Source organism: Ventosimonas gracilis, from assembly GCF_001580025.1.
Classification (GTDB): Bacteria; Pseudomonadota; Gammaproteobacteria; order Pseudomonadales; family Pseudomonadaceae; genus Ventosimonas; species Ventosimonas gracilis.
In genome coordinates, this window is sequence record NZ_LSZO01000047.1 from 1 (window position 1) to 15,820 (window position 15,820).

29 protein-coding genes and 1 pseudogene are annotated in these 15,820 nt (G+C 56.2%); 28 read left to right on the forward strand and 2 right to left on the reverse strand.

All coding sequences use genetic code 11. The annotated features are described in order from the left end of the window. The 28 genes and pseudogenes from AXE65_RS02450 to rplQ form a co-directional block, all read left to right on the forward strand. A partial coding sequence (locus tag AXE65_RS02450; protein WP_239685022.1) for an EF-Tu C-terminal domain-related protein occupies positions 1-445 on the forward strand: 445 nt, incomplete at its 5' end. Positions 446-594: 149 nt separating this feature from the next. Continuing rightward, positions 595-906 (forward strand): 30S ribosomal protein S10, encoded by a 312-nt coding sequence (gene rpsJ, locus AXE65_RS02455; RefSeq protein WP_068387584.1) that lies wholly within the window; start codon positions 595-597, stop codon positions 904-906. A gap of 84 nt (positions 907-990) precedes the next feature. Continuing rightward, positions 991-1,620, forward strand: a complete 630-nt coding sequence (rplC, locus tag AXE65_RS02460; RefSeq protein ID WP_068387587.1) for a 50S ribosomal protein L3 — start codon at positions 991-993, stop codon at positions 1,618-1,620. A gap of 10 nt (positions 1,621-1,630) precedes the next feature. Next, the gene (gene rplD, locus AXE65_RS02465) at positions 1,631-2,233 is read left to right on the forward strand and encodes a 50S ribosomal protein L4 (protein WP_068387590.1); all 603 of its coding nucleotides are present in this window, start codon (positions 1,631-1,633) and stop codon (positions 2,231-2,233) included. Beyond that, on the forward strand, positions 2,230-2,529 hold the full coding sequence (rplW, locus tag AXE65_RS02470) for a 50S ribosomal protein L23 (RefSeq protein WP_068387592.1): 300 nt from the start codon (positions 2,230-2,232) through the stop codon (positions 2,527-2,529). The genes rplD and rplW overlap by 4 nt, the downstream gene beginning before the upstream one ends. A gap of 9 nt (positions 2,530-2,538) precedes the next feature. Continuing rightward, positions 2,539-3,360, forward strand: coding sequence for a 50S ribosomal protein L2 (rplB, locus tag AXE65_RS02475; protein ID WP_068387595.1), 822 nt, complete (start codon positions 2,539-2,541; stop codon positions 3,358-3,360). 15 nt (positions 3,361-3,375) lie between these two features. Beyond that, positions 3,376-3,651: a 30S ribosomal protein S19 gene (rpsS, locus tag AXE65_RS02480; protein WP_068387598.1), complete on the forward strand. Its 276-nt coding sequence runs from the start codon at positions 3,376-3,378 to the stop codon at positions 3,649-3,651. Positions 3,652-3,660: 9 nt separating this feature from the next. Further along, positions 3,661-4,044, forward strand: coding sequence for a 50S ribosomal protein L22 (rplV, locus tag AXE65_RS02485; RefSeq protein WP_068387600.1), 384 nt, complete (start codon positions 3,661-3,663; stop codon positions 4,042-4,044). Between the two features lie 12 nt (positions 4,045-4,056). Beyond that, on the forward strand, positions 4,057-4,746 hold the full coding sequence (rpsC, locus tag AXE65_RS02490; RefSeq protein WP_068387603.1) for a 30S ribosomal protein S3: 690 nt from the start codon (positions 4,057-4,059) through the stop codon (positions 4,744-4,746). Between the two features lie 14 nt (positions 4,747-4,760). Then, positions 4,761-5,174: a 50S ribosomal protein L16 gene (gene rplP / locus AXE65_RS02495; RefSeq protein ID WP_068387606.1), complete on the forward strand. Its 414-nt coding sequence runs from the start codon at positions 4,761-4,763 to the stop codon at positions 5,172-5,174. Next, positions 5,174-5,398: a 50S ribosomal protein L29 gene (rpmC, locus tag AXE65_RS02500; protein ID WP_068387613.1), complete on the forward strand. Its 225-nt coding sequence runs from the start codon at positions 5,174-5,176 to the stop codon at positions 5,396-5,398. Before rplP ends, rpmC begins: the two co-directional genes overlap by 1 nt. Next, on the forward strand, positions 5,391-5,657 hold the full coding sequence (gene rpsQ, locus AXE65_RS02505) for a 30S ribosomal protein S17 (protein ID WP_068387616.1): 267 nt from the start codon (positions 5,391-5,393) through the stop codon (positions 5,655-5,657). The genes rpmC and rpsQ overlap by 8 nt, the downstream gene beginning before the upstream one ends. Positions 5,658-5,673: 16 nt before the next feature. Further along, complete coding sequence (gene rplN / locus AXE65_RS02510) at positions 5,674-6,042, forward strand: 50S ribosomal protein L14 (protein ID WP_068387620.1); 369 nt, start codon at positions 5,674-5,676, stop codon at positions 6,040-6,042. A gap of 10 nt (positions 6,043-6,052) precedes the next feature. Further along, positions 6,053-6,370 carry a 50S ribosomal protein L24 gene (gene rplX / locus AXE65_RS02515; protein WP_068387623.1) on the forward strand — a complete coding sequence of 106 codons (318 nt, stop codon included), beginning with the start codon at positions 6,053-6,055 and terminating at the stop codon, positions 6,368-6,370. 18 nt (positions 6,371-6,388) lie between these two features. Continuing rightward, positions 6,389-6,934, forward strand: a complete 546-nt coding sequence (gene rplE / locus AXE65_RS02520) for a 50S ribosomal protein L5 (protein WP_068387628.1) — start codon at positions 6,389-6,391, stop codon at positions 6,932-6,934. Between the two features lie 6 nt (positions 6,935-6,940). Then, a complete protein-coding gene (gene rpsN, locus AXE65_RS02525; protein ID WP_068387631.1) occupies positions 6,941-7,246 on the forward strand; it encodes a 30S ribosomal protein S14 in 306 nt (101 codons plus the stop codon). Positions 7,247-7,405: 159 nt separating this feature from the next. Next, entirely contained in the window at positions 7,406-7,798 is a 393-nt protein-coding gene (rpsH, locus tag AXE65_RS02530) for a 30S ribosomal protein S8 (protein ID WP_068387728.1), read from the forward strand. 10 nt (positions 7,799-7,808) lie between these two features. After that, positions 7,809-8,342, forward strand: a complete 534-nt coding sequence (gene rplF / locus AXE65_RS02535) for a 50S ribosomal protein L6 (protein WP_068387634.1) — start codon at positions 7,809-7,811, stop codon at positions 8,340-8,342. Between the two features lie 8 nt (positions 8,343-8,350). Then, positions 8,351-8,701 (forward strand): 50S ribosomal protein L18, encoded by a 351-nt coding sequence (rplR, locus tag AXE65_RS02540; protein WP_068387637.1) that lies wholly within the window; start codon positions 8,351-8,353, stop codon positions 8,699-8,701. Positions 8,702-8,703: 2 nt separating this feature from the next. Beyond that, positions 8,704-9,225 carry a 30S ribosomal protein S5 gene (gene rpsE / locus AXE65_RS02545; RefSeq protein ID WP_068387640.1) on the forward strand — a complete coding sequence of 174 codons (522 nt, stop codon included), beginning with the start codon at positions 8,704-8,706 and terminating at the stop codon, positions 9,223-9,225. After that, complete coding sequence (gene rpmD / locus AXE65_RS02550) at positions 9,225-9,407, forward strand: 50S ribosomal protein L30 (RefSeq protein ID WP_068387643.1); 183 nt, start codon at positions 9,225-9,227, stop codon at positions 9,405-9,407. The genes rpsE and rpmD overlap by 1 nt, the downstream gene beginning before the upstream one ends. Further along, positions 9,407-9,835, forward strand: a pseudogene (gene rplO / locus AXE65_RS02555) (50S ribosomal protein L15); the annotation flags it as partial. The gene rpmD and the pseudogene rplO, both read left to right, overlap by 1 nt. A gap of 108 nt (positions 9,836-9,943) precedes the next feature. Then, positions 9,944-11,269: a preprotein translocase subunit SecY gene (secY, locus tag AXE65_RS02560; protein WP_068387649.1), complete on the forward strand. Its 1,326-nt coding sequence runs from the start codon at positions 9,944-9,946 to the stop codon at positions 11,267-11,269. Positions 11,270-11,462: 193 nt separating this feature from the next. Beyond that, on the forward strand, positions 11,463-11,819 hold the full coding sequence (rpsM, locus tag AXE65_RS02565; protein WP_068387652.1) for a 30S ribosomal protein S13: 357 nt from the start codon (positions 11,463-11,465) through the stop codon (positions 11,817-11,819). 29 nt (positions 11,820-11,848) lie between these two features. After that, complete coding sequence (rpsK, locus tag AXE65_RS02570; RefSeq protein ID WP_068387654.1) at positions 11,849-12,238, forward strand: 30S ribosomal protein S11; 390 nt, start codon at positions 11,849-11,851, stop codon at positions 12,236-12,238. 14 nt (positions 12,239-12,252) lie between these two features. Continuing rightward, positions 12,253-12,876, forward strand: coding sequence for a 30S ribosomal protein S4 (rpsD, locus tag AXE65_RS02575; RefSeq protein ID WP_068387657.1), 624 nt, complete (start codon positions 12,253-12,255; stop codon positions 12,874-12,876). 35 nt (positions 12,877-12,911) lie between these two features. Then, complete coding sequence (locus AXE65_RS02580) at positions 12,912-13,919, forward strand: DNA-directed RNA polymerase subunit alpha (protein ID WP_068387659.1); 1,008 nt, start codon at positions 12,912-12,914, stop codon at positions 13,917-13,919. A 29-nt stretch (positions 13,920-13,948) separates the two neighbouring features. Next, on the forward strand, positions 13,949-14,347 hold the full coding sequence (rplQ, locus tag AXE65_RS02585; RefSeq protein WP_068387662.1) for a 50S ribosomal protein L17: 399 nt from the start codon (positions 13,949-13,951) through the stop codon (positions 14,345-14,347). Positions 14,348-14,401: 54 nt separating this feature from the next. Here rplQ and ampE read toward each other — a convergent pair whose 3' ends face one another. Together ampE and ampD are read right to left on the reverse strand one after the other, a co-directional pair. Then, positions 14,402-15,232 (reverse strand): regulatory signaling modulator protein AmpE, encoded by an 831-nt coding sequence (ampE, locus tag AXE65_RS02590; protein ID WP_068387665.1) that lies wholly within the window; start codon positions 15,230-15,232, stop codon positions 14,402-14,404. Next, positions 15,229-15,798: a 1,6-anhydro-N-acetylmuramyl-L-alanine amidase AmpD gene (gene ampD, locus AXE65_RS02595; protein WP_068387668.1), complete on the reverse strand. Its 570-nt coding sequence runs from the start codon at positions 15,796-15,798 to the stop codon at positions 15,229-15,231. The genes ampE and ampD overlap by 4 nt, the downstream gene beginning before the upstream one ends. Positions 15,799-15,820: the final 22 nt, after the last annotated feature.

The window sequence follows — 15,820 nt, forward strand, 5'->3', positions numbered from 1 at the left end:
CATTCGCCCGACTAGCAAAACCACCTGTACTGGTGTGGAAATGTTCCGCAAACTGCTCGACGAAGGCCGCGCCGGTGAAAACGTCGGCGTGCTGCTGCGTGGTACCAAGCGTGATGAAGTCGAGCGCGGTCAAGTTCTCGCCAAGCCCGGCACGATCAAGCCGCACACCCAGTTTGAATGCGAAGTGTACGTCCTGTCCAAAGACGAAGGCGGCCGTCACACCCCGTTCTTCAAAGGCTACCGCCCGCAGTTCTACTTCCGTACCACCGACGTGACCGGAAGCTGCGAACTGCCGGAAGGCGTCGAAATGGTGATGCCGGGTGACAACGTCAAAATGACCGTCACCCTGATTAACCCGATTGCCATGGAAGAAGGCTTGCGCTTCGCCATCCGCGAAGGTGGCCGCACCGTTGGCGCGGGTGTGGTTTCTAAAATCATCGCCTAAGTAGCAGACCCTAATCGCTGCAACACATAAAAGGCCACTAGTGGCCTTTTATGTTGTCTGAATAAAGTTGACAGGTTGCTTTTGCATCCCTACAATTACGCTCCTTTTTGCGGCTGCTTAACGCTAATCGCCCAGGTCTTGAGGTCAAGATGCAAAACCAACAAATTCGTATTCGGCTGAAGGCTTTTGACCATCGCCTAATCGATCAATCCACGCTGGAAATTGTGGAAACCGCCAAGCGCACAGGTGCGCAGGTTCGCGGTCCGATTCCTTTGCCGACGCGCAAAGAACGTTTTACTGTGCTGATTTCGCCGCATGTCAATAAAGATGCGCGTGACCAGTATGAAATCCGTACCCATAAAAGGGTGCTGGACATCGTGCAGCCGACCGATAAAACGGTCGATGCGCTGATGAAGCTTGATTTGGCTGCCGGTGTGGAAGTGCAAATCAGCCTCGGCTAAAAGCATTTGAAGCTTTTGGCTGTGTAACGCTCTGCAATGGGCGGCCATAGCGGGTGAAAGCCCCGTACACTCATGAGGTTTACTATGACTATTGGTGTAGTCGGTCGAAAGTGCGGGATGACCCGCATTTTTACCGAAGAAGGCATCTCGATTCCGGTTTCGGTGATTGAGGTTGAGCCTAATCGCGTGACCCAGTTTAAAACCGTAGAAAGTGACGGCTATCAAGCTGTTCAGGTGACTGTTGGTGCAAGGCGTGCATCGCGCGTGACCAAGCCGCAGGCAGGCCACTTTGCTAAAGCCCAGGTGGAAGCGGGCCGTACCGTCTGCGAGTTTCGCCTGAATGATGGCGAATACAAGGCAGGCGATACGCTGGGGGTTTCCCTGTTTGAAGCTGGACAGAAGGTCGATGTAACCGGCCAGTCCAAAGGTAAAGGCTTTGCCGGTACCATCAAACGCTGGAACTTCCGTGGGCAGGATAACAGCCACGGTAACTCCATCTCCCACCGCGTTCCGGGTTCCATTGGCCAATGCCAGACCCCTGGTCGCGTGTTCAAGGGCAAAAAAATGTCCGGTCACTTGGGTGCCGAGCGCGTAACCGTGCAGTCCTTGGTGGTGGTTCGTGTCGATGCCGAGCGCAACTTGCTGCTGGTCAAAGGCGCGATTCCCGGTGCGCCGGGCGGCGATGTGCTGGTTCGTCCAGCCGTGAAGGCATAAGGAGGCCAGTATGCAACTGAACGTCAGTGGCGCAGAGGCTCTGGAAGTTTCCGATATCACCTTTGCCGCACAATTTAATGAAACGCTGGTGCATCAAGCCGTCGTTGCCTATATGGCGGGCGGTCGTCAAGGCAGCAGAAAGCAGAAAACCCGCGCCGAAGTGTCCGGCGGCGGCAAAAAACCCTGGCGGCAAAAGAGTACCGGTCGTGCCCGTGCCGGTAGCACCCGTGGGCCGATTTGGCGTGGCGGTGGCGTGACCTTTGCCGCGCGTCCGCAAAATCACGAGCAAAAACTCAACCGCAAAATGTACCGCGCGGCGCTGCGTTCGATTTTGTCCGAACTGGTGCGCAATGAGCGTTTGGTCGTGGTGCCGGAATTTGTTGTCGAGGTGCCGAAAACCAAGGCGCTGCTAGGCAAGCTGGGCGCGCTTGAGTTAAGCGACGTGCTGATTATTTCCGAGTCCATTGATGAAAACCTGTATCTGGCCGCTCGCAATCTGCCGCATGTGGATGTGCGTGATGTGCTGGGCGCAGACCCGGTCAGCCTGATTGCCTTCGAGAAAGTGCTGGTGACGGTTGCCGCGCTTAAGAAATTTGAGGAGCTATTGGGATGAATCAGGAACGTCTGTTTCAGGTGCTGCAAGGCGCTCGTGTGTCCGATAAGGCCGCAGGTCTTGCCGTAGCGCAGCAATATATTTTTCACGTCGCCGCCGATGCCAGCAAGCTCGAAATCAAAAAGGCCGTTGAAAGCCTGTATGAAGTCAAAGTGGCGAATGTCAACACGCTCAACGTGCTCGGCAAAAGCAAGCGCAATGCCAAAGGCGTGCAAGGCAAGCGGGCGGATTGGAAAAAAGCCGTGGTTTCGCTGGCTGAAGGCCACAAGCTCGCGCTTCTTGGCGAACTGGAATAAGGAAGGGTCATGGCCATCGTAAAATGCAAGCCAACCTCCGCAGGCCGCCGCTTTGTGGTCAAGGTCGTTGGGCAGAACCTGCACAAAGGCGCGCCACACGCGCCGCTTTTGGAAAAGCAATCGAAAAAAGGCGGTCGTAACAACAACGGTCGCATTACTACCCGTCACGTCGGCGGTGGACACAAGCAGCATTATCGCTTGGTCGATTTTCGCCGTAACAAGGACGATATTCCCGCAGTGGTTGAGCGTATTGAATACGACCCTAACCGCACCGCACATATCGCCCTGATTAAATACGCCGACGGCGAGCGGCGCTACATCATCGCAGCGAAAGGCCTCGCCGCTGGCGAGCAGCTTTTGTCCGGCATGATGGCACCCATTCGGGTCGGCAACTGCTTGCAACTGCGTCATATTCCGCTGGGTTCGACCATTCACGCGGTAGAACTCAAGCCCGGTAAAGGCGCACAGATTGCACGCAGCGCCGGTGCTTCCGTGCAGCTGGTGGCGCGTGAAGGTGCTTATGTCACCTTGCGCTTGCGTTCCGGTGAAATGCGCAAAGTGCTGGCCGAATGCCGCGCGACCTTGGGCGAAGTGTCCAACGGCGAACACAACTTGCGCTCGCTGGGCAAGGCCGGTGCCAAACGCTGGCGCGGTGTTCGTCCTACCGTCCGTGGTGTGGCGATGAACCCGGTAGACCATCCGCACGGTGGTGGTGAAGGGCGTACTTCCGGTGGTCGTCATCCGGTTTCGCCTTGGGGCTTCCCGACCAAGGGTGCCAAGACGCGCTCGAACAAACGTACCGACAACATGATTGTGCGTCGGCGCAAGTAACTTGAGGATTTGAAAGTGCCACGTTCTCTGAAAAAAGGCCCGTTTATCGACCTTCACCTGTTGAAGAAAGTCGATGCAGCGGTCGCCAAGAACGACCGTAAACCGGTAAAAACCTGGTCGCGCCGCTCGATGATTTTGCCGCAGATGGTAGGTCTTACCATTGCTGTGCATAACGGCAGGCAGCATGTGCCAGTGCTGATTAGCGAAGACATGGTCGGTCACAAACTCGGCGAGTTTGCGGCTACCCGTACTTACCGCGGGCATGCCGCCGACAAGAAAGCCAAGCGCTAAGGGGTAGACATGTCAAAGCAAAAGAAACTGAAAGTAGACGACGGCCAAACGCCGGCGGTGCTCAGTGGTGCGCGTATTTCGGCACAGAAAGCGCGGCTGGTGGCTGACCAGATTCGCGGCAAAGATGTCGGTGAAGCGCTGAATCTGCTCACCTTCAGCGGCAAAAAAGCAGCAGGCATCATGAAAAAACTGCTCGAATCCGCTGTCGCCAATGCCGAGCATAACAATGGTGAAGACGTGGATGACCTTAAGGTTTCCACCGTATTCGTCAACGAAGGACGCTCGCTCAAGCGCATCATGCCGCGTGCCAAAGGCCGTGCAGACCGCATCGTCAAGCGTTCCTGCCATATCACGGTCAAGGTCGCTGACAAAACCCGCAGCGCTGGCAAGTAACGGAGTCCATTGATGGGTCAGAAAGTACATCCCGTAGGCATGCGCCTGGGAATCGTCAAAGAGCATACCTCGGTCTGGTACGCCGATAAGCGTACTTATGCGGACTACTTGTTCGCGGATTTGCAGGTTCGTGAGTATCTCAAAGACAAATTAAAAAACGCATCGGTCAGTCGCATCGACATTCATCGTCCAGCGCAGACGGCCAAAGTGACCATCCACACCGCCCGCCCCGGTATCGTTATCGGTAAAAAAGGCGAGGACGTGGAAAAACTCAAAGCGGATTTAACCGCCCGCATGGGCGTACCGGTGCATATCAATATCGAAGAAATCCGCAAGCCGGAACTCGATAGTTTGTTGGTCGCACAGGGCGTAGCGCAACAACTGGAAAAGCGCGTGATGTTCCGCCGTGCCATGAAGCGTGCGGTGCAAAGCACCATGCGCTTGGGTGCCAAAGGCATTCGTATTCAAGTGAGCGGCCGCTTGGGCGGCGCGGAAATCGCCCGTACCGAATGGTACCGCGAAGGTCGCGTACCGCTGCATACGCTGCGTGCCGACATCGATTACGCCACCTACGAGGCGCACACCACTTACGGTGTGATCGGGGTCAAGGTATGGATTTTCAAAGGCGAGGTCATCGGTGGCCAGCTTGAGGAAAGCCGTCCGCAAACGCCCGCGCCACGTCGCAAAGCCGCGAATAAATAAGGAGTACGCCCATCATGTTGCAACCTAAGCGTACCAAGTTCCGCAAACAGATGACCGGCCACAACCGTGGTCTGGCGCAGCGCGGAAGCAAAGTCAGTTTCGGTGAATACGCATTGAAATCGGTCGATCGTGGTCGTTTGACCGCGCGACAAATCGAAGCCGCCCGTCGCGCCCTGACCCGTCACGTCAAACGTGGCGGAAAAATCTGGATTCGCGTATTCCCGGATAAACCGGTTACCAAAAAACCGCTGGAAGTCCGTATGGGTAAAGGCAAGGGCAGCGTTGAGTACTGGGTAGCCCAAATTCAGCCCGGTCGCGTGCTCTATGAAATCGAAGGGGTCTCTGAAGAACTGGCGCGTGAGGCGTTTGCCTTGGCCGCCGCCAAACTTCCGATTGCAACCTCCTTCGTCAAGCGGACGGTAATGTAATGAAAAGCGCAGAAAAACTTAAAGACTTTCGCGGCAAGTCCCGCGAAGAATTGCAACAGGAGCTGCTGCGTCTGCTGCGTGAACAATTTGATTTGCGGATGCAAAAAACCACCGCTCAGTTGACGCAAACCCATTTGCTAAGGCAAGTGCGCCGTGACATCGCGCGGGTAAGAACGCTGCTGGGTGAACAGGTAAAAGCAGGGCAGGTAGAACATCATGGCTGAAGCGCAAAAAACCGTCCGCACGCTGATCGGCAAGGTCGTCAGCGACAAAATGGACAAGACCATCACCGTACTGATTGAGCGGCGCGTCAAGCACCCGATCTACGGCAAATACGTCAAGCGCTCGACCAAGCTGCACGCGCACGACGAAAACAACCAGTGCAAAATCGGCGATACCGTTTCCATCCGCGAAACCCGCCCGCTGGCCAAGACCAAATCTTGGACGCTGGTTGAAATCGTCAGTCAAGCGGCTCTGGTCTAGGCAGAGGAGAACTTAAATGATTCAGACTCAATCCATGCTGGACGTGGCCGACAACAGTGGTGCGCGTCGCGTGATGTGCATCAAGGTGCTGGGCGGCTCGCACCGGCGTTATGCGGGTATTGGTGACATCATCAAAGTGACGGTCAAAGAAGCCATCCCGCGCGGCAAGGTCAAAAAAGGCCAGGTGATGACCGCTGTGGTGGTGCGTACCCGTCATGGCGTGCGCCGTACCGATGGCTCGTTGATTCGTTTTGACGGCAACGCGGCGGTACTGCTTAACAACAAGCAAGAGCCGATTGGCACCCGCATCTTCGGGCCGGTGACGCGCGAACTTCGCTCTGAGAAGTTCATGAAAATCGTCTCGCTCGCCCCCGAAGTGTTGTAAGGAGACTTCCATGAAAAAAATTCGTCGTGACGACGAGGTTATCGTCATCACCGGCAAGCATAAAAGCCGCCGTGGCAAGGTCGTTAAAGTGCTGCCGGATGGTCGCTTGATTGTGGGTGGGGTTAATCTGGTCAAGCGTCACACCAAAGCCAACCCAATGGCAGGTCAGGCTGGCGGGGTGGTGGAAAAAGAAGCGGCAATGCAGGCTTCCAACGTTGCCATCTATAACCCGGAAACGCACAAGGCCGACCGAGTAGGCTTTCGGATTCTTGAAGACGGCAAAAAAGTCCGCATCTTCAAGTCCACGCAAAAGCCCGTAGACGCTTGAAGGTAAAGGCAAACTATCATGGCACGATTGAAACAACTGTACCGCGACGAGCTGGCACCGAAACTCAAAGACGAGCTAAAGCTCGGCAATCTGATGGAAGTGCCGCGCATCACCAAAATCACCCTCAATATGGGCCTTGGTGAAGCGGTGGGTGACAAAAAAGTCATCGAAAACGCGCTGTCGGACCTGGAAAAAATCGCCGGACAAAAACCGGTCGTCACCTTTGCGCGCAAATCCATCGCCGGTTTTAAAATCCGCGAAGGCTGGCCTATTGGTGTGAAAGTCACCCTGCGCCGCGAGCGTATGTATGAATTTCTCGACCGTCTGCTGTCGATTGCCCTGCCGCGCGTGCGCGACTTCAGGGGTCTGTCGATTAAATCGTTCGACGGCAAAGGCAACTACAGCCTTGGCGTGCGCGAGCAGATCATCTTTCCGGAAATCGACTACGACAAAATCGACAAATTGCGCGGATTGGATATTTGTCTTTCCACCAGCGCCCGTTCGGATGAAGAAGGCCGTGCATTACTGCGTGCTTTCCGCTTCCCGTTCCGTAATCAGGGATAACAGCCAATGGCTAAGAAAAGCATGAAAAACCGCGAATTAAAGCGCAGCAAGACGGTCGCTAAATTCGCCAAAAAACGCGCCGAACTCAAAGCGCTGATTGCAAATCCGGCAACCTCTGCCGAGCAACGCTGGGAAGCGCAAATCGCCCTGCAAAAGCAGCCGCGTGACGCCAGCGCCAGCCGCCTGCGCAACCGCTGTCGCGTAACCGGCAGGCCGCACGGGGTTTACCGCAAGTTCGGCCTTGGCCGTAACAAGCTGCGCGAAGCCGCCATGCGCGGTGACGTACCGGGGCTGGTCAAGGCTAGCTGGTAGGGCTTTAAGTAAATAAGCAAAAGGCGGGGAAGATTTGCTTTCCCGCCTTTTGCTCTCTATAATGTGCGACCTTTTGTCTTGCTGCTTTGTGCGGTGATGGGCAAAACGGTTGTCATTTTTGGCCTGTTGGCCGTTTTTTGTTTCAGGAGCAATAAGCCCATGAGTATGCAGGATCCGTTGGCGGACATGCTGACTCGTATCCGTAATGCCCAGATGGCTGAAAAGTCCAACGTGCGCATGCCCTCTTCCAAGTTGAAGGTGGCGGTCGCCGAGGTACTCAAAAGCGAAGGCTATATCGGCGGATACCAGATTGAAGGCGAGGTTAAGCCCGAACTTTTAATCGACCTTAAATATTTTGAAGGCCGCCCGGTCATCGAAGAAATCAAGCGCGTTAGCCGCCCCAGCCTTCGCCAGTACAAAGGCAAAGATAAGCTTGGCAAAGTGCGAGGCGGTCTTGGTATTTCCATCGTCTCCACCAATCGTGGTGTGATGACGGATCGTGCTGCTCGTGCCGCTGGCGTGGGCGGCGAAGTTTTATGCAGCGTATTTTGAGGAAGGGTCTATGTCTCGCGTAGCCAAAAACCCGGTCAAAGTACCTGCCGGGGTTGAAGTCAAACTCGAAGGTCGCAACCTTGCGGTCAAAGGCGCTAAAGGCAGTTTGTCGCTGGTGATTCATCCCAAAGTGGAAATCACTCAAGAAAGCGGCGAGCTGCGTTTTGCTGCCAAAGGCGGTGAACAGCAGAATCAAGCGATGGCCGGTACCACCCGGGCGCTGGTCAACAACATGGTCATCGGCGTCAGCCAAGGCTTTGAGCGTCGCCTGCAACTGGTCGGTGTCGGTTATCGTGCACAGGCCAAAGGCCAGGTGCTTAACCTTGCGCTGGGTTATTCGCACCCGATTGACTACGAGTTGCCGCAAGGTATCAGCGCCGAAACCCCGAGCCAGACTGAAATCCTGCTCAAGGGTATCGACAAACAACTGGTCGGCCAGGTCGCAGCAGAAATCCGCGACTTCCGTCGTCCTGAACCCTATAAGGGCAAAGGCGTGCGCTACTCGGATGAAGTAGTGCGCCGCAAAGAAGCCAAGAAGAAATAGGTCCGCACATGAACCTGAAAAAGCAAAGCCGTCTGCGTCGTTCGCGCAAGACGCGCCTGAAAATACGCGAGCTGGAAGTGATGCGCCTGTGCGTACACCGCTCGTCCCAGCATATCTATGCCCAGGTGATTTCAGAAGATGGCGGCAAAGTCCTCGCCAGTGCTTCCACGCTGGACAAAACCTTGCGCAGCGGCGCAACCGGCAATATTGCCGCGGCGACCGAAGTCGGCAAGCTGATTGCCGAACGCGCCAAGGCCGCTGGAGTGCAAAAGCTCGCTTTTGACCGCTCCGGTTTTCAATACCACGGGCGCATCAAAGCGCTGGCCGAAGCAGCGCGCGCAGGCGGATTGGAGTTTTAAGCATGGCAAATCACGAGCAAAAGCAAGGCCGCGGCGAGCGTGAGCGCGACGAAGGCTATATTGAAAAACTGGTTCAGGTGAACCGTGTGGCGAAAACCGTCAAAGGTGGCCGCATCTTCACCTTTACCGCATTGACCGTGCTGGGTGACGGCAAAGGGCGCGTCGGTTTTGGTCGCGGTAAATCGCGCGAAGTGCCTGCCGCCATCCAAAAAGCCATGGAAGCAGCGCGTCGCAACATGATTCAGGTAGACCTTGCCGGTAACACCCTGCAATACGCGATGAACGCCCATCACGGCGCGTCCAAAGTGTTTATGCAGCCGGCCTCTGAAGGTACTGGCGTGATTGCCGGTGGCGCGATGCGTGCGGTGATGGAAGTCGCTGGCGTACAAAACGTACTGGCTAAATGCTACGGCTCGACCAATCCGGTCAACGTGGTGCAGGCCACCTTCAAGGCGCTCAAATCCATGCAGTCGCCCGATTCGGTCGCCGCCAAGCGTGGCAAGACGGCGCAGGAGATTCTCTGATGAGCGCAACGGTAAAAGTCAAACTGCTAAAAAGCACCATTGGACGGCTCAAAGCGCATCAAGCCTGTGTGCGCGGATTGGGCTTGCGCCGCATCGGCCATCAGGTCGAAGTGCTGGATACGCCAGAAAATCGCGGCATGATTAACAAAGTCAGTTACCTGCTCAAAGTAGGGGGCGAATAATGCAACTGAATGATTTGCGCAGTGCGCCAGGTGCGCGCAAAAGTGCGCTGCGTGTCGGTCGCGGCATCGGTAGCGGTATCGGCAAAACCTGCGGACGCGGCCACAAAGGCCAGACTTCGCGTACCGGCGGCAGCATCGCGCCGGGCTTTGAAGGCGGTCAAAACCCGCTGTACCGTCGTTTGCCGAAATTTGGTTTTGTTTCGCACAAAGCCTTTTCTCGCGCTGAAATTCGCACCGCTGAGCTGAACAAAGTGGCTGGCGACATCGTGAGCCTGGAAACGCTGCGCGAGGCCGGTCTGATTAACGCGCAAGTGGACAGCGTTAAGGTGATGCTGTCCGGCGAAGTCAGCCGTGCACTGGTGCTGCAAGGCGTTGCTGCCACTAAAGGCGCACGTGCGGCGATTGAAGCGGCAGGCGGACGGGTTGAGGCGTTCGAAGCCGAAATCAAGCTGAAAAAACTGCCCGCCAAAGCCGAGCAGCGTCAAAGCGGACGGCTCGCGCGAGTGGCCGCCAAAGCACAAAAGGACTAAGCAACGATGGCTGCAAAAGGTGCTCTTTCCGCCCTTGGCGGTGGCGGTCTGTCGGAACTTTGGGCAAGACTGCGGTTTTTACTGCTGGCTATCGTGGTCTATCGCATCGGTGCGCATATTCCGGTGCCCGGCATTGACCCGCTAAGGCTTGCCGAACTGTTCCGCCAGAACGAGGGCACCATTTTGGCCTTGTTCAACATGTTTTCCGGCGGTGCGCTGGAACGCATGAGTATTTTTGCGCTCGGCATCATGCCGTACATTTCCGCCTCCATCATCATGCAGTTGATGACGGCGGTCAGCCCACATCTTGAGCAGCTTAAAAAAGAAGGCGAAGCCGGACGGCGCAAAATCAGCCAGTACACACGCCAAGCCGCCTTGGCACTGGCACTGATTCAGGCCTTCGGTATGTCGCTGGGTCTCGCCGCGCAAGGCGTCACCTTCGCGCCGGGCTTTGGCTTTCATTTGGTCGCCATTACCACCTTTGTCGCCGGTGCCATGTTTATGATGTGGCTGGGTGAGCAAATTACCGAACGCGGTGTGGGCAACGGCATTTCCATGCTGATTTTTTCCGGTATCGTCGCCGGATTGCCGTCGGCTATCGGCCAGTCGCTGGAATTGGCGCGGCGTGATGAAATCAACCCGTTTGCGCTGATTGTGATTGCCCTGCTGGCCGTTGCGATTATCGCCTTTGTGGTGTTTATCGAACGCGGCCAGCGCCGTATTGCCGTGCATTACGCCAAGCGCCAGCAGGGGCGCAAGCAGTACGCGGCGCAAACCAGTCATTTGCCGCTTAAAGTGAATATGGCCGGGGTTATTCCGGCGATTTTTGCCAGTAGCCTGCTGCTGTTTCCCGCCTCGATTGCCACTTGGTTCGGTCAGTCGGACAACATGGGCTGGCTGCAAAATGTGGCGCAGACGCTGGCACCGGGCAATCCGTTGTACCTAATTTTATTCAGTGCAGGGATTATCTTTTTCTGCTTCTTTTATACCGCGCTGGTCTTTAACCCCAAAGATGTTGCCGAGAACTTAAAGCGCTCCGGTGCTTTTATTCCTGGCATTCGCCCCGGTGAACAATCGGCGCGGCATATTGACGGGGTACTTACGCGCCTGACCTTGTTTGGTGCGATGTACATGACGGCGGTTTGCTTGCTGCCGCAGTTTCTGCAAGTGGCCGCCAAAGTGCCGTTTTATCTGGGCGGCACTTCGCTGCTGATTGTCGTGGTGGTGGTGATGGACTTTATGTCGCAAGTGCAATCGCACCTGTATTCACACCAGTACGACTCGCTGATGAAAAAAGCCAATCTACGGGGTTACGGCCGCGGGATTCGTTAATTTCAGCAAAAATCCCTGTGTCTGATGGCGCAGTTCACAGAGGGCGCGTCAGGGCGATCGCTGTGATGGGTAAAAAGCGCCCGCCAGCTAGTGTGCTGGCGGGTTGATTATTGGTGACTACAGCGCTAAACTCTCGCGCCTTTTTCCTGACTTCCCAAGGCGTGGAAGGCTGTCAATTGGAGTTTTTCTCATAATGGCCCGTATTGCAGGCGTAAATATTCCAGACCAGAAGCACGCGGTCATCTCGCTGACCTACATCTACGGAGTAGGGCGCAAGACTGCGCAAAATCTGTGCGAGGCGGCTGGCGTTAATCCGGCAGCAAAAATCAAAGACTTAAGCGATGAGCAACTCGAAGCGCTGCGTGCCGAAGTCGGCAAGCTGCACGTCGAAGGTGACTTGCGCCGTGAAGTCAACATGAACATCAAGCGGTTGATGGATTTGGGCTGCTACCGTGGCTTGCGTCATCGTCGTGGCTTGCCGGTTCGCGGTCAGCGCACCAAGACCAACGCACGTACCCGCAAAGGCCCGCGCAAACCCATCCGTAAATAAGTCCGCCGGAATTTCATAGGAAACCTCTCATGGCAAAACCTGCTGCCCGCCCTCGCAAGAAGGTCAAAAAAACCGTGGTTGATGGCATTGCCCATATCCACGCTTCGTTTAACAACACCATCATCACCATTACCGACCGCCAAGGTAACGCCTTGTCTTGGGCCACCTCCGGCGGTTCCGGCTTTCGCGGTTCACGCAAAAGCACCCCGTTTGCCGCGCAGGTCGCCGCTGAACGCGCCGGACAAGCCGCGCTGGAATACGGTTTGAAAAACCTCGACGTCAACGTCAAAGGCCCAGGCCCTGGCCGCGAATCCGCTGTGCGGGCGCTGAACGCCTGTGGCTACAAAATCGCCAGCATTACCGACGTTACGCCGATTCCGCATAACGGCTGCCGTCCGCCCAAGAAACGACGCGTGTAAGAGGAGACAGAATAATGGCTCGTTATATTGGTCCAAAATGCAAACTGTCTCGCCGTGAAGGTACTGACCTTTTCTTAAAAAGCGGCGTGCGTGACCTTAAAAGCAAATGCAATATCGAAACCGCCCCAGGCCAACACGGCGCACGTCGCAGCGGTCGTTTGTCCGACTACGCCACCCAGTTGCGTGAAAAGCAAAAAGTTCGCCGCATTTACGGCGTGCTGGAGCGCCAGTTCAGTGGCTACTACAAAGAAGCCGCCCGGCGCAAAGGCGCAACCGGTGAAAATCTGTTGCAACTGTTGGAGTGCCGTCTGGACAATCTGGTCTACCGCATCGGCTTTGGCTCTACCCGCGCTGAATCGCGCCAATTGGTTTCGCACAAGGCGATTAGCGTTAACGGCAAAACCGTCAATATTCCGTCCTATCAGGTCAAGCCTGGTGATGTGATTGCCGTGCGTGAAAAAGCGAAAAACCAACTGCGCATCGCGCAAGCACTGGAACTCGCCGCTTCGCGTGGCCGTGCCGAATGGCTGGAAGTGGACAGCGAGAAAAAAACCGGCCTGCTGAAAAGCGTACCGGAGCGTAGCGACCTGTCCTCTGACATCAACGAAAGCCTGATTGTCGAGCTTTACTCCAAGTAAGTTCTTACAGTAAGGACGCAGAAATAGGTAACTTCATGCAAATTCCGTCCAACGAATTTTTGACCCCGCGCCATATTGATGTGCAGTCGGTCAGCCCGACGCGTGCGCGCATCACGCTGGAGCCGCTGGAGCGCGGTTTCGGCCACACGCTGGGCAATGCACTGCGGCGCATCCTGCTGTCCTCCATGTCCGGTGCGGCGGTGGTTGCTGCCGAAATCGACGGCGTGCTGCACGAATACAGCGCGATTGAAGGCGTGCAGGAAGACGTGATTGAAATCCTGCTCAACCTCAAAGGCTTGGCGCTTAAACTGCATGGCCGTGATGAAGTGGTGCTGGACTTGGTCAAAGAAGGTCCTGCTACCGTTACAGCCGCCGACATCAAGCTCGACCATGATGTGGAAATCGTCAACCCAGACCATGTGATTGCTCACCTGGCCGCCGGTGCTTCGCTGAAAATGCGCCTGACCGTGCGCCTTGGCCGCGGTTATGAACCGGCCGATGCGCGTCAGCAGGATGACGACGAAAGCCGCAAAATCGGCTCGCTGCAAGTCGATGCCTCATTCAGCCCGATGCGCCGCGTGTCTTACGTGGTGGAAAGCGCCCGGGTCGAACAGCGCACCAACCTGGACAAGCTGGTGCTTGACCTGGAAACCAACGGTACGCTGGAGCCAGAAGAAGCCATCCGCCAAGCCGCTGCCATTTTGCAACAGCAGTTGGGTGCGTTCGTCGAATTAAAAGGCGATGCCGCCGAACCGTCCCGTAGTTCGCTGGCCGAGGAAGCGATTGACCCGCTGCTGCTGCGTCCGGTCGATGACCTGGAGCTCACCGTGCGTTCAGCCAACTGCCTGAAGGCCGAAAACATCTACTACATCGGCGACCTGATTCAGCGTACCGAAGTGGAGCTTTTGAAAACGCCGAACCTTGGCAAAAAATCCTTGACCGAAATCAAGGATATTCTCGCCACTCGCGGCCTGTCGCTCGGTATGCGTCTCGACAACTGGCCGCCCGCCAGCTTAAAGCGCCCTGAATATATCTTTGGCTAAGTTCAAAAAATCGCCTAAGGAATCCCATCATGCGTCATCGTAAAAGCGGCCGTCACCTAAGCCGCACCAGTAGCCACCGCAAAGCCATGTTCCAGAACATGGCGGTGTCTTTGTTTGAACACGAACTGATTAAAACCACCCTGCCCAAAGCCAAGGAACTGCGCCGCGTCGCTGAACCTTTGATTACCCTTGCCAAGCAAGACAGCGTCGCCAACCGCCGTCTCGCTTTTGCGCGCACCCGCTCAAAAGCGGCCGTCGGCAAGCTGTTCCAGGAATTGGGCATCCGCTACGCCGACCGTCCGGGTGGCTATCTGCGCATCCTTAAATGCGGCTTTCGCAGCGGCGACAATGCGCCAATGGCCTATGTCGAACTGGTCGACCGCCCACAAGGTCTGCCGGTCTCTGCGCTGGAAGAGACCGCAGAATAGGTATTAGTGATGCAAAAAACCGCGCCTTGTGCGCGGTTTTTTGTGGGCTTAAGCCTATAAAAGCAGCAGCCAGAGCGCAAAACCGGCGTACCAGAGCACGGCGCTGCGCAGCAGTAGTTGCCAGATGGCATCCAGGCTGGCTGCACCTTGTTCAGCACTCGCCTGCTCGGGCAAGTCTTCGGCGGCAAATGCTGCTTGTTGCAGCAGTGCCTCGCTGCCGGCTTCCCAGTCCAGCAATTGATCCATCACTGCGCGCAGTACCGGACTGAAATTGCCGACCAGTGCAAAAGAAAGCACCAGCACGCGCAGCGGCAGCCAGTCCAGCGCATGACGCAGCAGCGTGGCGCGTTCGCGTAAGCCCGGCTGCTCGGCGCGTTGTTCGGTCAGTAGCAGCAGCCGATAGGCAATCGCAGGAATGGGACCGAGCAGGGCGTACCAGAAAATCAACACAAACCATCCGCTAAAGGCTTGCCAGAGCAGCCAGCTTTGCACGCGCGCAAGCAGGCTCTGCTTATCATCGGCGGCAGGAACATCAAGGTCGCGTTCGGCCGCCAGATAAGCGCCTTGCGTATCGCCGCGGCGAAACGCATCACGAAACGAGCCGATAGCACTGAACGGGTCGCCGCGCCCCAAGCTGTACAGCAGTAGCAAAAGATCCAGCGGCAGTGCCAGCCAGCCGTGTGCAATCGGTTGCAGTAGCAAAAGCACCAGCGCGAGTAGCAAAAGTGGTGCGAGTATCAGCACCGCCAGTTGTTGCCAAGGCACGAGCGTGCCTTGCTCCACACGATAGAGCAGTGCCAACCAGTGCGTATCTTGCTGCACGGCGTGGCGCAGCCGACTGAATTTTTCTACCAGTACGAGTAGCACCAGTACCAGAAAGCTCATGTTCTGTTTCCTTCCCTAAGTTGCAAGCGCAGGGCGCGAAACTGCGCCCAGTCAAAACAAGGCCCTGGGTCGGTTTTGCGCCCCGGGGCAATATCGCTGTGTCCGCAAATTCGCCCCTCAGTGATGGCCGGCCAAGCGGCCTGCAATTCTAACGAAAGCTGCGCCAGCGCGAGGTACTGCGCCGCGCTAAATGGCGCATCGTCTGTGCCTTCCAGTTCAATGCCGATGGAAAAATCATTGCAGTTTTCGCGTCCATTAAAGGAAGACTTGCCGGCGTGCCAAGCGCGTTGCAGGCAGGAGACAAACTGCGTCACCTTGCCATCTCGCTCAATCAGAAAGTGCGCTGATACGCGCAAATCGGCGATTTCGGCAAAGTAGGGATGTTCGTGGGCATTAAGTTTTTGGCAAAAAAACTGTTGCACCTTGCCGGTGCCGAACTGCCCCGGCGGCAGGCTGATATTGTGGATAACCAGCAGCGAAATTTCCCCATCGGGTCTTGCGTTGTAATGCTTCGATGGGCAATGGGAGGCACCCTGGCACCAGCCGGTTTTGCGGTCAAGCTGCATGGATAGTCCTCTTAATAAAGCG

Bases quoted from the DNA above. Each gene is read 5' to 3' on its own strand.
- rplV (WP_068387600.1), top strand. From the start codon at position 3,661: ATGTCAAAGCAAAAGAAACTGAAAGTAGACGACGGCCAAACGCCGGCG.
- rplE (WP_068387628.1), top strand. From the start codon at position 6,389: ATGGCACGATTGAAACAACTGTACCGCGACGAGCTGGCACCGAAACTC.
- rplR (WP_068387637.1), top strand. From the start codon at position 8,351: ATGAACCTGAAAAAGCAAAGCCGTCTGCGTCGTTCGCGCAAGACGCGC.
- rpmC (WP_068387613.1), top strand. From the start codon at position 5,174: ATGAAAAGCGCAGAAAAACTTAAAGACTTTCGCGGCAAGTCCCGCGAA.
- secY (WP_068387649.1), top strand. From the start codon at position 9,944: ATGGCTGCAAAAGGTGCTCTTTCCGCCCTTGGCGGTGGCGGTCTGTCG.
- rplC (WP_068387587.1), top strand. From the start codon at position 991: ATGACTATTGGTGTAGTCGGTCGAAAGTGCGGGATGACCCGCATTTTT.
- rpsJ (WP_068387584.1), top strand. From the start codon at position 595: ATGCAAAACCAACAAATTCGTATTCGGCTGAAGGCTTTTGACCATCGC.
- rplB (WP_068387595.1), top strand. From the start codon at position 2,539: ATGGCCATCGTAAAATGCAAGCCAACCTCCGCAGGCCGCCGCTTTGTG.
- AXE65_RS02580 (WP_068387659.1), top strand. From the start codon at position 12,912: ATGCAAATTCCGTCCAACGAATTTTTGACCCCGCGCCATATTGATGTG.
- rpsD (WP_068387657.1), top strand. From the start codon at position 12,253: ATGGCTCGTTATATTGGTCCAAAATGCAAACTGTCTCGCCGTGAAGGT.
- rplQ (WP_068387662.1), top strand. From the start codon at position 13,949: ATGCGTCATCGTAAAAGCGGCCGTCACCTAAGCCGCACCAGTAGCCAC.
- rplW (WP_068387592.1), top strand. From the start codon at position 2,230: ATGAATCAGGAACGTCTGTTTCAGGTGCTGCAAGGCGCTCGTGTGTCC.
- rpsH (WP_068387728.1), top strand. From the start codon at position 7,406: ATGAGTATGCAGGATCCGTTGGCGGACATGCTGACTCGTATCCGTAAT.
- rpsK (WP_068387654.1), top strand. From the start codon at position 11,849: ATGGCAAAACCTGCTGCCCGCCCTCGCAAGAAGGTCAAAAAAACCGTG.
- rplD (WP_068387590.1), top strand. From the start codon at position 1,631: ATGCAACTGAACGTCAGTGGCGCAGAGGCTCTGGAAGTTTCCGATATC.
- rpsN (WP_068387631.1), top strand. From the start codon at position 6,941: ATGGCTAAGAAAAGCATGAAAAACCGCGAATTAAAGCGCAGCAAGACG.
- rpsE (WP_068387640.1), top strand. From the start codon at position 8,704: ATGGCAAATCACGAGCAAAAGCAAGGCCGCGGCGAGCGTGAGCGCGAC.
- rplX (WP_068387623.1), top strand. From the start codon at position 6,053: ATGAAAAAAATTCGTCGTGACGACGAGGTTATCGTCATCACCGGCAAG.
- ampE (WP_068387665.1), bottom strand. From the start codon at position 15,232: ATGAGCTTTCTGGTACTGGTGCTACTCGTACTGGTAGAAAAATTCAGT.
- rplN (WP_068387620.1), top strand. From the start codon at position 5,674: ATGATTCAGACTCAATCCATGCTGGACGTGGCCGACAACAGTGGTGCG.
- rpsM (WP_068387652.1), top strand. From the start codon at position 11,463: ATGGCCCGTATTGCAGGCGTAAATATTCCAGACCAGAAGCACGCGGTC.
- ampD (WP_068387668.1), bottom strand. From the start codon at position 15,798: ATGCAGCTTGACCGCAAAACCGGCTGGTGCCAGGGTGCCTCCCATTGC.
- rpmD (WP_068387643.1), top strand. From the start codon at position 9,225: ATGAGCGCAACGGTAAAAGTCAAACTGCTAAAAAGCACCATTGGACGG.
- rplF (WP_068387634.1), top strand. From the start codon at position 7,809: ATGTCTCGCGTAGCCAAAAACCCGGTCAAAGTACCTGCCGGGGTTGAA.
- rplP (WP_068387606.1), top strand. From the start codon at position 4,761: ATGTTGCAACCTAAGCGTACCAAGTTCCGCAAACAGATGACCGGCCAC.
- rpsQ (WP_068387616.1), top strand. From the start codon at position 5,391: ATGGCTGAAGCGCAAAAAACCGTCCGCACGCTGATCGGCAAGGTCGTC.
- rpsC (WP_068387603.1), top strand. From the start codon at position 4,057: ATGGGTCAGAAAGTACATCCCGTAGGCATGCGCCTGGGAATCGTCAAA.